Annotated in this window: 18 protein-coding genes; 16 read left to right on the forward strand and 2 right to left on the reverse strand. The window is 71.2% G+C overall.

Translation table 11 applies throughout. The features are described from left to right. The first annotated feature begins 146 nt into the window (after positions 1 to 146). The 14 genes from WA640_RS06245 (at position 147) to WA640_RS06310 (ending at position 11,377) form a co-directional block, all read left to right on the forward strand. Positions 147 to 824 carry a hypothetical protein gene (locus tag WA640_RS06245; RefSeq protein WP_335986696.1) on the forward strand — a complete coding sequence of 226 codons (678 nt, stop codon included), beginning with the start codon at positions 147 to 149 and terminating at the stop codon, positions 822 to 824. Positions 825 to 984: 160 nt separating this feature from the next. Next, on the forward strand, positions 985 to 1,524 hold the full coding sequence (locus WA640_RS06250) for an SAF domain-containing protein (protein ID WP_335986698.1): 540 nt from the start codon (positions 985 to 987) through the stop codon (positions 1,522 to 1,524). A 1-nt stretch (position 1,525) separates the two neighbouring features. Further along, positions 1,526 to 2,275, forward strand: coding sequence for a hypothetical protein (locus tag WA640_RS06255; protein ID WP_335986699.1), 750 nt, complete (start codon positions 1,526 to 1,528; stop codon positions 2,273 to 2,275). Then, entirely contained in the window at positions 2,272 to 3,573 is a 1,302-nt protein-coding gene (locus WA640_RS06260) for a CpaF family protein (protein WP_335986700.1), read from the forward strand. Before WA640_RS06255 ends, WA640_RS06260 begins: the two co-directional genes overlap by 4 nt. Next, a complete protein-coding gene (locus WA640_RS06265) occupies positions 3,570 to 4,427 on the forward strand; it encodes a type II secretion system F family protein (protein WP_335986702.1) in 858 nt (285 codons plus the stop codon). Before WA640_RS06260 ends, WA640_RS06265 begins: the two co-directional genes overlap by 4 nt. Further along, positions 4,424 to 5,260 carry a hypothetical protein gene (locus WA640_RS06270; protein WP_335986703.1) on the forward strand — a complete coding sequence of 279 codons (837 nt, stop codon included), beginning with the start codon at positions 4,424 to 4,426 and terminating at the stop codon, positions 5,258 to 5,260. Before WA640_RS06265 ends, WA640_RS06270 begins: the two co-directional genes overlap by 4 nt. Before the next feature lie 71 nt (positions 5,261 to 5,331). Continuing rightward, complete coding sequence (locus WA640_RS06275) at positions 5,332 to 5,523, forward strand: hypothetical protein (protein ID WP_335986704.1); 192 nt, start codon at positions 5,332 to 5,334, stop codon at positions 5,521 to 5,523. Between the two features lie 10 nt (positions 5,524 to 5,533). After that, entirely contained in the window at positions 5,534 to 5,932 is a 399-nt protein-coding gene (locus WA640_RS06280; protein WP_335986705.1) for a hypothetical protein, read from the forward strand. Beyond that, positions 5,929 to 6,348, forward strand: a complete 420-nt coding sequence (locus WA640_RS06285) for a hypothetical protein (RefSeq protein ID WP_335986706.1) — start codon at positions 5,929 to 5,931, stop codon at positions 6,346 to 6,348. The genes WA640_RS06280 and WA640_RS06285 overlap by 4 nt, the downstream gene beginning before the upstream one ends. Next, the gene (locus WA640_RS06290) at positions 6,345 to 6,800 is read left to right on the forward strand and encodes a hypothetical protein (protein WP_335986707.1); all 456 of its coding nucleotides are present in this window, start codon (positions 6,345 to 6,347) and stop codon (positions 6,798 to 6,800) included. Before WA640_RS06285 ends, WA640_RS06290 begins: the two co-directional genes overlap by 4 nt. Beyond that, positions 6,800 to 9,328 (forward strand): BTAD domain-containing putative transcriptional regulator, encoded by a 2,529-nt coding sequence (locus WA640_RS06295; RefSeq protein ID WP_335986708.1) that lies wholly within the window; start codon positions 6,800 to 6,802, stop codon positions 9,326 to 9,328. Before WA640_RS06290 ends, WA640_RS06295 begins: the two co-directional genes overlap by 1 nt. A gap of 3 nt (positions 9,329 to 9,331) precedes the next feature. Continuing rightward, a complete protein-coding gene (locus WA640_RS06300) occupies positions 9,332 to 10,321 on the forward strand; it encodes a hypothetical protein (RefSeq protein WP_335986709.1) in 990 nt (329 codons plus the stop codon). Further along, a complete protein-coding gene (locus WA640_RS06305; RefSeq protein ID WP_335986711.1) occupies positions 10,318 to 10,599 on the forward strand; it encodes an Lsr2 dimerization domain-containing protein in 282 nt (93 codons plus the stop codon). Before WA640_RS06300 ends, WA640_RS06305 begins: the two co-directional genes overlap by 4 nt. After that, on the forward strand, positions 10,586 to 11,377 hold the full coding sequence (locus WA640_RS06310) for a hypothetical protein (RefSeq protein ID WP_335986712.1): 792 nt from the start codon (positions 10,586 to 10,588) through the stop codon (positions 11,375 to 11,377). The genes WA640_RS06305 and WA640_RS06310 overlap by 14 nt, the downstream gene beginning before the upstream one ends. Before the next feature lie 304 nt (positions 11,378 to 11,681). Here the strand turns inward: WA640_RS06310 and WA640_RS06315 are convergent, their stop codons facing one another. Then, positions 11,682 to 12,038, reverse strand: a complete 357-nt coding sequence (locus tag WA640_RS06315) for a PASTA domain-containing protein (protein ID WP_335986713.1) — start codon at positions 12,036 to 12,038, stop codon at positions 11,682 to 11,684. A gap of 338 nt (positions 12,039 to 12,376) precedes the next feature. After that, entirely contained in the window at positions 12,377 to 12,862 is a 486-nt protein-coding gene (locus tag WA640_RS06320) for a hypothetical protein (protein WP_335986714.1), read from the reverse strand. Positions 12,863 to 13,216: 354 nt separating this feature from the next. On the opposite strand from WA640_RS06320, the gene WA640_RS06325 reads away from it, so the two are divergent. Next, positions 13,217 to 13,573, forward strand: coding sequence for a hypothetical protein (locus tag WA640_RS06325; protein ID WP_335986715.1), 357 nt, complete (start codon positions 13,217 to 13,219; stop codon positions 13,571 to 13,573). 102 nt (positions 13,574 to 13,675) lie between these two features. Next, positions 13,676 to 13,969 carry a hypothetical protein gene (locus WA640_RS06330; protein WP_335986716.1) on the forward strand — a complete coding sequence of 98 codons (294 nt, stop codon included), beginning with the start codon at positions 13,676 to 13,678 and terminating at the stop codon, positions 13,967 to 13,969. Positions 13,970 to 14,013: the final 44 nt, after the last annotated feature.

The raw sequence follows: 14,013 nt of genomic DNA on the forward strand, positions 1-14,013 counted from the left end.
CTGAGTGGACCGACGTCGAATGCGACCGCAACAAGTACGAATGCGAGGTCTCGGCTGGAAGTGACGCCGATCCTGGAGGCACCGCGGGGGTGCCTCCGGGTGAGGGGGACGACGGGGCGTATGGCGACGGTGAGGAGCCGCCGTCGGTGTCCGATCCCGGTGTGCCGGACCAGGAAGTGTGCGAGTCGTGGATCGATGCGACGTTCGATCTGGACTCGGACTATCGGGCGGGCCCGCGTCCTTCTGAGGACCACAAGCTCATGCACACCTCCTGCAAGTACCCCGATGGGACCGGGTCGATCGATTCGGAGTGGGTGGAGGTCGACGAGGACGGCAATGTGGTCGTCGATCCTGCGGTTCTCGCGCAGCAGGCCGTCGATGCATTGGCGCTCCCGGCCCCGCGAATCGATGCCTCGCCGCCGGGTGCGCAACTGGTGAACCTGCCGGTGTGGCTGTGGCTTGAAGACGACTCCTGGCAGGAGCAGACCGCGACGGCCTCGGTGCCGGGGACGACCGTCACCGCAGTCGCGGTCCCGGTCCTGGCTACCTGGGAGATGGGCGACGGGGCCACGGAAACCTGCTATTCCGCTGGCACCGAGTGGACCGAGTCCGCCGAAGCCGAAGATGCCTCGCCTGACTGCGGCCACACCTACACCAGCACCTCTGCCGGAGCGCCCGGCGGCGAATACCCGGTGGACGTCACCGTGACCTGGAACATCACGTGGTCCGGGGGCGGGGAGTCGGGGACCGAGCCGGACATGACCACCGCCGCCGCGACGTCGTGGCCGGTGGCGCAATCGCAAGCGGTCGGCGAGGCCGACTGACTGCAGCACCGACACATTGACGCGGATCATCACGGGGGATGCGATGACGCTGACACGGGAGCGACCGGCTGTCGCCGGTCCTAACGAAACCGACGCCGGTCGGAAACGATCTGGCAGGAGCTGGTGGCGGGGGCGGCGCTGGCCGCGCGCGCTCATCGGCGTGGCCCTGGTGGTGCTCTGCATTGCTGCGGCCTACCAGTACACCGCCGGGGCCGACGACCGCCAGACCGTCCTGATCACCGCGACCGCGCTGCAAGCGGGCCAGACCATCACCGAGGCCGACCTCGCCCAGACCGCGATCGACCCCGGGGATCTCGTGGTCGTCGATGCCGCGGACATGGGCTCGCTGGTCGGGCGGACCGCGGCGCTGCCGGTCGCCGCGGGCACGGTCCTCACCCCGTCAATGATCGGGGCCGCCGCCGTGCCCGGCCCGGGCCGCGCCGAGGCGACGCTCGCGCTGGCCGACGGCGCCTTCCCGGCCGGCCTGGCGGCGGGGGCGAGCGTCGTGGTCGTCGCGCTGCTCGAAGGCGTGCCCGACCCGTGGCAGCTGGCCGCGGTCGTGCGGCACGTGGAGCTCGTCGACGGCGGGGCCGAGGTCGGCATCGAGTTCGATGCGGTCGACACCGGGGGGCTGGCGCGGGCGCGTCTGGCCGACCCGGTGCTCATCAGCGTCGGCCCGGTCGTCGAGGCGGGTGAGTGACATGCCGACCGTGACTGTCGCTTCGCTGTCCGGGGCCCCGGGCGTCACTGCGACCGCGCTCGCGCTCGGGGCCTGGTGGCCCGAGCCCGATCGCGTGGTGGTGGAGGCCGACCCGTCCGGGGGGAGTCTGGCGGTGCGCTGCGGTCTGGACGCGCGGCCGGGTCTGGTGGAGGTCGCCGTCGCCGACGGCCACGACGACCTCGACGGGACCGGGGCGCTCGCGGAGGGCGTGCAGACCGCCCGCTGCGGCGGCCGGGACGTGCCGGTGGTGTGCGCGCCGGTCGAAGGCGTGCAGGCCGCCCCGACGATCCGCCGCCTGACCCGCCCCGACTCCAAGGCCCTGCACCCCTCGGGGATGTGGGTGGTGGCCGACTGCGGGCGCGCCTGGCCCGCCTCGCCCGCATGGCCGCTGCTGGCCCGCTCCGACCTCCTCGTCCTGGTCGTCCCGGGCACCGTCGCGCAGTCGATGAACGCGCTCGGCGCCGTCCCGGCCCTGCACCGCGCCGGTGTCCGCGTCGCGTGCCTGGTCGCGGCGGGCCGCTACGACGCCGAGGCGTTCCGGTCCCTTGTGGTCGCTGAGGATCTGCACCTCCCGGTCCTGGGGGACCTGCCCCCGGAGGCCGGGCCGGGACGGGCCCGGCGGGGGAGCGCGCGGGCATGGAAGAACGTGGCGCAGCGGGCGCGGGAGTGCGCCCGGGTGCCGATGGCGGCCATCGGGGCCGCATCGGAATGGGGGAGTGAGACATCATGACCGTGTTGAACGGGACGCGCAGCGAGGTCGTGCTCGACCTGGCCAGCCGCGCCCGCGCCGCCCTCGCGCAGGTGCAGGAGGCGCCCGCTGATCCTGCGGGCCGCCGCGACCTGCTCCAGGAGACCGCGGCGCAGATCGTGCGGTCCTTCCAGGCCGAGCGGCTCCAGGCCGGGGCCGACATGCTCGGCGATGACGAGGCGAGCGACCTGGCCGCCGACCTGGTCCGGCGGCTTCAGGGGCCCGGCAGGCTCCAGGCGCTCCTGGCGGATGCGACGGTGCGGGACGTGTGGTGCGAGGGCTGGGACGTGGTGTGGGTGCTGCGCACCGACGGCACGAAGGAGCGCGTCGCGCCCTTCGCCGACTCCGACACCGACCTGGTCGCCCTTGTCGTCCAGCTCGCCGCCGACGCCGCGCACGCCACGGAGCAGGAACGCCGGTTCGACCCCTCCGCGCCGATCCTGGATCTCCAGCTCGAAGACGGCTCGCGCCTGAACGCCGCCGCGTGGGTGTGCAAGCGGCCCTCGCTGTCGATCCGCAAGCGCCGCAAGGACTTCAAGAGCCTGAACGACCTCGTCGCCTCGGGGATGATCACCGAGGAGGTCCGGGAGTTCCTGACCGCGGTCGTGCGCTCCAAGTGCAACTGCGTGGTGGCCGGGCCGACCGGCGCGGGCAAGACCACGCTGGTGCGGGCCCTGGCCGATGTCATGCGCTTCGACGAGCACCTGATCACCATCGAGGACGTCTACGAACTGGGCCTGGACGAGGACACCGCACACCATGGGATCGTTACTGCCTTCCAGGCCCGCGAGGCCAACGGCGAAGGCGCCGGGGCGGTGTCGATGGACGCGCTGCTCAAGTGCGCGCTCCGCAAGAGCCCCGACCGAATCCTCGTCGGCGAGGTCCGCGGCGAAGAAGCGGTGACGATGCTGGAGGCGATGAGCAAAGGCGACCGGGGGTCGCTGTCGACCATCCACGCCGAGTCCTCGCTCGGAGCGATCAACATGCTCACCCTCCAGTGCCTCAAAGCCCAGACCCCGCTCACGTCCGCCGCGGCCGCACGCCTGATCGGCCTGGCCGTCAACGTGATCGTGGTCCTGGAGATGAACGCGGACGGCGTCGGCTACGTCGCGGCCATCCGCGAGATCACCGGCTCCAGCAATGAGACGCCCACCAGCAACGAGCTGTGGGAGCCCGGACCGGACCGCCGCGCCCAGTGGGCGCTGTGGCCCAGCCACGACCTCGCCCGACGCCTGGCCCAGGCGGGCTGGCAGGGCGTCCGCGAACGGGGGCTGCGATGAGCACCGCCGCACTCGCCATCGGCGCCCTGGCCGGACTCGGCCTGTTCCTGGCCGTCAGCGCACTGTGGCCGCGCACCGAACCCGACCCGCTCGACCCGGCCGCGTACTGGGGCCTGCGCGCGCGCATGTGGCTGCGCGCCAACGTCAAGCGCCTGCTGTGGGCGCTCGCTGCTGCCGTGCTCGTCTGGATCGTGACCGGCGGGTGGATCGCCGACGTGATCGGCGCCGCGGCCCTGGCGTACTTCGCGCCCGTCGTCTTCGGCGACGCGAAGCAGCTCAAGGCCGCCGCCGACCGCGCCACCGCCGTCGCCTCCTGGACCGAGTCGATCCGCTCGGCCCTGACCGGATCGGCCGGACTCGAACAAGCCATCAGCGCGGCCGCGGCCTTCCCGCCCGCCGGGCTCGAAACCGAAACCGCCGACCTGGCCGCAGCCGTCCGCAGCGGCCAGCGGCTCGACCTGGCACTGAGCGACTTCCGCGACCGCATCGACGATGCGACCGGCGACATCGTCGTCTACACCCTCCAGCGGGCCTGGCGCCGCGGCGGGAACCTCGGCGACGTCCTCGCCCGGCTCGCCGCCGCGGCCCGCGACCGGGCCCGCATGCAGCAGCGCGTCTCGGCCGCCCGCGCCGGGAACCGCACCACACTGCGCCAGTTGACCGTCGCCGCCCTGTGCTTCGCGCTGGTCCTGCCGCTGCTCAACCCGATCATGCGCGATGCGCTCGACACGCAGTGGGGGCAGGCGTTCCTGTTCATATGCGACGGGCTGCTGGCGGCCGCCATCCTCATGATGGTCCGCCTCGCGGCCTGGGAGCGCCCGCCCCGGCTCATCGCACAGGAGGACCGGCCATGAACACCGCAGTACTTCTCCTCGGCGCAGGCACCGGGACCGGGCTGGCGATGATCGCCAGCGCCCTGTGGCCCACCCGCCCCACCCTCGCCGGAGCCGTCAGCGCCTACCGCGCAGACACCGCTGGGGCGAGTGCGCCCAGGGCTGGGCGCTCGGGCAGCGAGCAGGAAGCCGGCGACATCGCCTGCCTCGGCCTCGACCCCGCCGCGGTGCACCAGCGCCGAACCCGGACGCAAACATGGCTGGTCGCCGCCGGTCTGGGCCTAGCCCTGCTGCTGGCCGCGCGAGGATCCACCGCCTGGCCCCTGGTGCTGCTGGCCGCAGGCGGGTGCGCGCTGGCGGTCCCGAGACTCGCCGCGATGCGCCTGCACCGCAAGGCCGAGGCCGCCCGCGCGGACTTCCGGTACGTGACCGGCACGATCGCGGACGTCGTCACCGTCGACCTCGCCGGAGGCGCCGGTGTCGAAGGCGCCCTGGAGGCCGCGACCGCGGCCGGGGAGGGCCGCGAGTTCGCCGCGCTCCGCGCGGTCCTGAACCGCGCCCACCTGTCCGGCCAACCGGTCTGGGAGGCGCTGCGCGCCTTCGGGTCGCGCATCAGGGTCCCGGCCCTGTTCGACCTCGGCGGCGTCATCGGGCTCTCGGCGACCGAAGGCGCCCAGGTGCGCGAGACCCTGACCCGCCGCGTCGAGTCCGCGCGCGCGAGCGACCTGGCCGACGTCGAGGCGGCGAAGGCCGCCGCCACCGAGCAGATGACCGTCCCCATCGTGCTCATCGTCGCCGCCATCGTGCTGCGCCTCATCGTCCCCTCCATCGTCGCCGTCCAGAACACCATCTGACACCGAACACGAACGAAAGCGAGGCCGTCATGAACACCGATCACCATAGGAGACAAGGGCTCCTGCCGCCGATGTCCGACAGCCCTGCCACCGGGCCGCGCGAGCGCCTGCGGGCCCTCATCGACAGCGGCGACCGCGGCGCCTCGGCGATGGAGTACGCCGGTGTCACCGGCGTCGGCGCGCTGCTCGTCGCGGCGGTCTACCTGCTGCGAGACAAAGTCGAGTCGCTGGTGGACGCCGTCACCGGCTATCTGCCGTTCTAAGGCGCAAGCGATGACCTTGCAACTCCAGCTGCAACGGCCCACGCTCGACCGCGGCGCGGTCGCCTTGGAGGGCGTCAACGCCTGGGGGCTGGGGCTGCTCACCCTCATGGCGTTCTTCACTGTGGTGATGTGGGGCCTGGCCAAGGACTCGGCGCGCGCCGCCGCCGAAGCCGCGCTCTACGACGCCCAAATGGAGTACGCGACCGCAGGCGACGGCATTGCGATCGGCAGTGAGGTCGTCGACGTGCGTGCTGGCCAGACGCTTCAGAACGCGGAGGTCACCGTCGACCGGGGCGAGGAGACGGTCACCGTGACCGTCACCGGCGACGCCTACCCCGTCCCGCTGCCGATCGAGGTCACCCTCGCCGGGCCGGTCGAGCGGTTCGTCCCCGAAGGAGCGGGCCGATGAACCGCATGCCGCCGCTGCACCACCGGCACCGGCTCGACCGGGGCGCGGTGTCCCTCGAATTCGTCGCCGGGTGGCTCCCGCTCATCGTCGTCCTGATCCTGGCCGTCGTCGACTCGATCGCGGCGAACTCGGCGAAGTCCGACGCGTACAACATCGCGCGGTCGGCCGCCCGCGCCGCCAGCATCGCCACCGACGCCGCCGCCGCGCATGCCGAGGCCGAAGCCGTTGCCGCGCAGGGGTTGGACGACCGCGAATGCGTCGACCCGGAGGTGGTGGTCGACGTCGGCGACTTCGCGCCCGGCGGCATGGTCACCGTCACCGTCACCTGCGGCTTCGACCCCATCCTCGGGACACCGCGCCGCTACACCAAAGTTGCCGCCTCCCCCGTCGACCAGTGGCGGGTGACCGGCCCATGACCCGCGCACTGCGCTCCCAGGAGCGCCCGCCCGGCACGGTGCGGCGCGGGATGGCTCTGCCCATCGTCCTGCTGATTCCGATCGCCGTCATGTTCTGGGGGATCACTGCCGACGGCGGCAACAACAACGTCTACCGCGAAGAAGCCCGCGACACCGCCACCCAAGCCGCGCGGGCCGGGGCCGACGAGATCGACCTCGACTACCTGCGCACCACCGGCATCGTGCGCCTCGACCCGGCCGCCGCCGAGACCGCGGCCGCCGCGTGGATCGCCGCGACCGGCCACACCGGCACCGTCGCCGCCACGGTGGACTCCGTGACCGCCACCGTCACCATCGACCAGCCCCTCAGCCTGCTCGCGCTCACCGGGCGCGAGTCCGTCGACGTCACCGTCGCCGCGGCCGCCGCGCCCCGCACCGGCGTCACCGAACCCGGAGACCTGGGAGGCACCTGATGGACACCACACTCGATGCCCAGCACCGCGCCAGCACCGCGCGAGCCGTCGGCGCCGGGCTGATCGTCGCCGCGCTCCTGATCGGCCTCCCGCTGATCCTCATCAACACCACCGGGGCCCCCTGGACGTGGGACCCGGACTGGATGCGGGTGCGCAACGCCCTCACCCACTGGCCCTGGCCCCAGACCGCGATCCCCTACCTCATCGCGGTCCTCGGCTGGGCCGCATGGGCGGCCATCGCCGTCGCTATCGGCCGCGACGCCGTCCTCGTCGCCACCGGCCGCGCCACCGAGCGCCCCGCGATCACCCCCCTGCGTATCTTGACCGCCACCCTCCTCGGCTCGGTCGCGGCCACCGCGCCGGCCTGGACCGCCAGCGCCGAGGCACCTGCCGCCACCGAGACCTGCCCTGTCCCCGGCGAACCCGCCCCTGCTGATGCAGCAGAAGCCGACCCCGAACCCGAACCCGTGGCTGATGCGGTCGTGACCGTCGATCGCCACGACCCGGACCGGGCGACGCTGTGGGGCATGGCCGAGGACCACTACGGCACCGGCACCGAGTACAAGCGGATCTTCAACGCCAACAAGGGCATCACCCAATCCGACGGATCGATCCTCACCGACGAGGACCACATCGTCGACGGCACCGCCATCACCATCCCCGGCACCGCACCCGACCCCGAGCCAGAGCCCGATCCCGAGCCGGAAACGGAACCGGAGCCGGAGCCGGAGCTCGAACCCCAGCCCGAGGAAGACCCGCCGGACGAGGCCAGCGCCCCCGACGACGACATGGCCGAACCGCCCGGCGCCGCACCGGACACCGATGCCGAATCCGAGCCCTCGCAGCCGACGGCCACCGCCGACGAACCCGCAGCCGCACCCGCGTTCGACCGCGGCGCCTGGATCGGCGTCGGATCATTCATCGCCCTCAGCACGGCCGCAGCACTGCTCGTCCGCCACCACCGCCGGAGCCGGGCGAAACCAGAGCCCGAACCGGCCGCACCCGACACCGTCGTCACACCAGCCGGTGCCGAACCTGAGAGCGAGGAGCCGTTCACCGGCCGCCTGGTCGACCTCGAAGGACTCCTGCAGCAGCACCAGGAGGCCGAGCACAACCGCGCACCCGAACCCGCCTTGTCCACCGGCACCACCGAGACCAGTGAGATCACCGTCCTGGACCACGCCCACGGCGGCCTCGGCCTGACCGGGGCCGGCGCGCCCGGCGTCGCCCTCGCGGCCGTCTGGAGCGCACTCGCCTCCGGCGCCACCGTCGTCACCGACGCCGACACCGCGACCAGCCTCGGACTCCACACCCACGACACCGCCCTGCCACTCGAACTGCGCGTCGTCCAAGACCCCGCCGACCTCGCCGTCGCGGTGCGCATGACCCAGTCCCGCATCGCATACGACACCGCAACCGACACGCTCGCCCAGCGCGCCACCATCATCGTCACCGACCACGCCACCGCCACCGAACTGCGCGCGGGGCTGCTGGACGAGGACGCCACCTATGCGATCGTCCTCGGCCCGTGGGAGCACGCCTGGCTCGACGTGGCCGCCGACGGCACGCCCACCGGCGGACGCCTCAACGCCGGTCCCGTCGCCCACCTCGGCCAGTGCTACCTGCTCGACGCCGACACCTGCAACGACCTCATCGCCGACCTCGCTACCACAGCAGCAGCCGACACCACCGCCGAAGCGAACGAGGACAGCACTCCGGAAGCGGCCCCGCCGGAAACCGCCGAGCAGCCCGCCCCCCACGACTCCGCCGCCGACCCCGCCGACGATGCCGATGCCGATGCGCCGCACGGGACGTTCGAGCTGACGCTGTTCGGGCGGCCCCGGCTCACCTGGGACGGCGCAGAAGTGCGCTTCACCCGCAGCGCCTGCATCGACACCCTGGCCGTGCTCGCCCTCCACGACGGCGCCATGACCGCCGACGAACTCTCCGAAGCCATCACTCCCGACGCTTCCATTTCACAGGCCGCGACCCGCCGGACCTCCACCATCAGTGCCGCCCGCGCCGCCTTGCAGACCCGCACCGGCACCAAGGAGCAGTTCATCACCTACGACCGGATGACGAACACCTACCACCTCGACCGCTCCTGGTTCCACACCGACCTCGACACCGTCACCGAGCACCTCGCCCAGGCATCGGGCACCGACGACCCCGCCGAGCGCACCGCACACCTGCAGGCCGCCCTGCGCCACTACGCCGGTCCGCTCGCCGCCGACCTCGACGAAGTCTGGGACCTCATCGAGATGCGACGGCACTGGCAGCAGACCCTCCACCGGGCCGCGCTCGACCTCGCCGCGCTCTACACCGATACGGGCGAGCACGAACGGTGCACCGCCGCACTCGAACGCGCCATCGCCATCGACCCCGACGCCACCGAGGGATGGGCGCAGTTGGCGGCGCACCACCGTCACCTCGGCGATGACGCGAAAGCCGACGAGATCGAGTCCCGCGCCCACCACCACCGTGCCACCAAGCTCGCCCGGCACCGCCACGACCAAGGAAGGCGATAAGCGATGACCACCACCATGCCGCCCGCCGCGGCGGGCACCACCGCCGACCACATCAGCGCCGCCATCGCCGCGCTCCCCGAGCCCGAGCGGGACATCCTCCTGCGCCACGGCCTCCACCCCGACCCGCCGCCGCTGGCCCGCCTCGCCCGCCAGCACGGCATGCAGCGCCAGCAACTGCACAACCTCGAGGCCAGAGCCCGCAAGCACCTCGCCAGCGCCTGCCAGACGCCAGCGCTGCACGAGCTGTACGCTGCAGCCGCGCAGATCATCACCGATGTCGTGCCCCTGCAACGGGTCCTCGACCGCGTCCCGCAGCTCCGCGCCGAGGCCGAGGGGGTGCCGCTGTGGCGGGTCCTCGCCTGCGCGATGCGGCGCTGGTGGACCGAAGACGAGTGGATCGCGCCCCAACCCGTCGCACGCGCCGCCGCCCAGTGCGCCATCGCCGTCACCGCACTCCTGGACGAGCACGGCGCCGCCCCGCAATGGGTGGTCGAAGACGACCTGCCCCGCTCCCTGACTCCAGCCGAGGCCCAGCGGTGGCTGGCCTACTGCGGCGGCTTCACGGTCCGGTCGGAGTACGTGCTCGCACCGTCCACGACGATCGCCGACCGCGCCGCGCACCACCTCGTCCTCGCGGGCACGCCCCGGGACTTCGAAGAGGTCTACCAGCACGTCGGCGCCGGGTCGAGCCGCATGTCGGTCTACCAGGCGCTCATCACCGATCCGCGCCTGATCCGCTGCGCAGCGCATACCTGGGCCCTCGCCGCATGGGACATCAAACCGGCCCGCGGCATCAAAGACCTCATCGGGAACGAACTCGACGCCGCGGGCACGCCACTGCCCGTGCACGAGGTCGTGGCCGCCGTCCTGTCCCAGCACCCGGTCACCGCACCCAGCGTCCATAGCGCTGCCTCGAAGCCTCCGTTCACGATCGTGGACGGCCATGTCACCTGGCTGCATCCGGCAGCCGACCAACGAAAGGAAGCCCGATGACCACCCACACCGAGATCGTCCGCACCGACGACCTCACCGGCGAACCCGCAGCGCAGCCGGTGGTATTCGGCTGGGGCCCGCACGTCTACGAGATCGACCTCGCCGACGCCAACGCCACCGCGCTCAGCGCAGCGCTCGCACCGTTCATCGAAGCGGGCAGGGTGATCGGCGGCATCCGCACCCGCGCCGGCCGAGCCCTCGCCGGAGCCGAGGTCACCGGCCGCCCAATAGAAGCCCACGGGCGCATCAGAGAGGCGTTGAGCGATGTCTACCAGTAGACGGCCGAGCTGGCGCGCGCTCGCGGCCGCAGTCGCCTCCAGCGCGCTGCTGGTCGTGGGCTGTTCCTCGCGGGCACCAGTCCCCGGGGAAGGCGGGACGATGAACCCCGACGGGAGCGATGCGGATATCGGGTCCTACAGCATCATGGCCGAGTGGGACGGGTGCACTGTGCTTGACGATTTGGCTGCCGTGGAGGAGCACATGGGCATCACGGCGTGGGGGACGAACGGACTCCTGTCGACGGACATCCCCGGCGGCATGGACGGCGAGGCGTACAACTGCACCGCCTACCTCGCGCAACTGCCCGCGTATGAGCACCGCAGCGAGGTGACCGGCGACAAGACCTTCTCGGGCAATGCGAACATCGATGTCGGTGTCACGCCATGGGATTCCGATGCGGAGGCGACCGAGAACTTCCAGGTCCGCGTCGAGCAACTCACCTGGGCCCTCGACACTGGCGGCACCGAGTACACCGGCGTGGTCGACGGAGCGTTCCCGCAGGAGGCGGCAGGGGAATGGGACGAGACCTACTACCACGGCGGCCGGTCCAGCACCGGCTACGTGCTCTCGGCCATCGCCCGCCGCGCTGATCTGGTGATGTATGTGTTCGCCGACTACTCCAACGACCCGGCCGCCACCATGGACAAGGACCCGGTCTACCCGTTCACCGACCAGTCGTACACAGACTGGATCCTCGGGGAGTACCTACCCGACACGTACGAGCACGTGATGGCGCTGAAAGCCCAAGGGACGCAGGCAGGTATCGCCGCCGAATGACCCACCGACCTGGAGGGGGGAGCCGGGCCGACGCGGGTCGGGAACGGCCGGGCCGCGACACGTCAGGTGTCCGCCGCGGACTGGCCGTAGCCCGTGGATTCATTGTACGGGTGTTCCCCTGAGCCTACTTCTTGCTGTATTCGATGTAGTTGACGAGACTTCTGTGCCTGATGTTGTGTGGGTGAAGTCTTGTTTTCTCTAGATGTCCTTGATGCAGAAGCTGGGGCGGCTTAGCGCCCTCGTCCGGTGGTTGACCGGAGAGGAGCGAGTGTGCTGGTTCGGGTTCCTTTCCCGTTGACGGGCTTCAGCAGACGCCGCGGTCGTCGGCGCCGGTGCCATTGCCGTAGACGCCGAGGCTGATCTCGGCACTGGTGTCGGCGACCATGTCAATCGGTTCCTGCTCGACGATCTCACAAGTGTCCCTGCCCTGGCCGTAGTAGTCCATGTAGTCGACCGACCAGAAGGTCACGTTGTAGAAGCCTGCTTGGTTGAGTTCGGCCTCGGCCGCGTCGAGTTGGAGCGTGCGCACGTCCGGGACGGTGACGCCGTCGGGTTCTGCGGATGGTGTGTCGTTCTCGGTACCCGTGGGGCTGTCGGTATCCCCGCTCGACGGATCGGTCGGCGCACCGCTGAGGTCCGTTTCCGCATCGCTCGTCGTCACCTCCGGAGTTGACCAGTCCGGACCCCACGTCGTCTCCTGGTCACCAGAGGGAGCCTTCCCCGGTTCCGAGGCCCACAAGGCTATTCCTGACAGCGTCAAGACTGCGACGACGGCCGCAAGGATGCCGGACGGAGAACCCCAGAACTCCCAATCCCGCGGCCCCGCAGGCACGCGCGACCGGCGGGGCCGCCGTGGGGGTGCTTCGGTGAGCCATCGCGGCAGGCTCGGCAAACGCAGCCGCGGTTCGCGCACGGTCCGCTGGAGCACCGCTGAGCGCGTAAGCCAGACCGCGCATACTGCCAGGAGGACACCGACGCTGATCGTGACCCATCCGAGCGTCACCGCTTGTCCTCCAACCGTGTCACCACGAAGCAGCAGGCGCAGATGACGACCATGATCACGAACACCGCGAAGGACCCCGCGGCAGTGAAATCGCGTTCGAACCGGTCGCCAGCGCGGATGGTCGCGGCGATGTCCGCGTACCACAGGGACGCGAAGATCATCAGGATCACGGTGCATCCGGTGAGGGAGGTGCGGAAGACAAGGAAGCGGCGGGTGCGCGCGCCCATGAGGTCCCCGGTCGCGGTCGCACCGAGGACGGTGGCGACCAGGAGCAGTTCGCCGCTGCCGAGAACGGCCGTTGGCGAGGCTTCCATGCCGCGGGTCTGCAGGCTCATCCAGTTCACGGCTACGGGAAGGACCGCAAGGACGATGCCGTACAGGAGCCACCGGATGAACGCGGCCCACAGTTCGGCGAGGTCAGCCGGGTCCGCTGGCTCCTCGTCTCGGGCCGGTTCGGTCGCGTCAGTCGTCGTTCGAGTCATAGGGGGTGCTCGTTCGGTTCAGGTTTCGGGTGCCTCCCAGGGTACGGGGAGGACGCGACGCATACGGCCCCAGCCGTTCCGGACGCAACCCTCCGAGGGATGGCGTGATGCTGCGTTCTGCATGCATCGTGCCAGCGGGCGTCGTGTTCGACGTCGCTGGCGGTGCTCTGCTCCCCCCGCGGCCCTGCACCGGCAACGTTCCAAAGCGACCCGGTGAGATCGCATCGACATGTTCGAGTCCGCCCCAGCTCGACCAGACCTCATGACAAGGACACCGTCCTCTACACAGAGGGCCTGAGCAAAGCCGCAATCTTCATGCAAGCCCTGGGGAACACCTGTGCGAAAATATCGGGCGTGAGAACTACGGGGAACTGCCGACGCCCGCACCTGTCCACCTTCATGGAGTGGGCCGCCGAGCCGATACTGCACCTGCACGCCCTCCCGACCGGGCCGTTCACCTCGCGCAGCGTCCAAGTCCGCGAGCTCCGGCTGTGGGTCGTAGTCACCGCCGACCAGTACGCAGCAACCGAGTTCGACGCGTATCCGCTCGACCTGGCGGCGCTGGCGGCCGCCCAGGAGGTCACCCGGGATCCTGACACGAGGGGGATCTACCGCACGTGGGTCCCCGACGGCCAGCAGCCGCCCGGCGAGCCGATCACCGGTGCGGCGCGGGGAGTGTTCCGCTCGGATTCTGCCGACTGCGGGCGCTGAAGCCGGGGCGGCGACAATGCAAGAGCCGATGTTCACCGCCGGAGCGGGATCGCCGCGCCCCATGTGGCCGCATCCTCGCTGACGGGCGTTCGTTACACCAGCATGGACGACAATCCCACCCCGATGCCCTCCCATGCCGACCTGGAAGCCCTGATCGGCCTGCCCGTGCCCCAGCCCGGCTCCGAGGACTGCCTCGTCTGCGGCGGGACCGGATGGCTCGAATGGGCCATGATCGAACCGGTCGAGGAGTCGGATCTCCCCGGGCCAGACCTCGCCGAACGCGTCGGTCTCGATTCCGACCCCGACGATGTCGTCCCCTGCGGCGCCTGCCAGGAGATGCCCCCCGGCATGGAGTGGGCACTGCCGGACCCGCTGCCGGAGATGCCCTCGCGTTGATCGGGAGACGGGGCCGGGGTAGGGCCGGAGTCGTGGCGTTCCTG

The sequence above is a fragment of the Glycomyces sp. MUSA5-2 genome, assembly GCF_037034145.1.
Classification (GTDB): Bacteria; Actinomycetota; Actinomycetes; order Mycobacteriales; family Micromonosporaceae; genus Glycomyces; species Glycomyces artemisiae.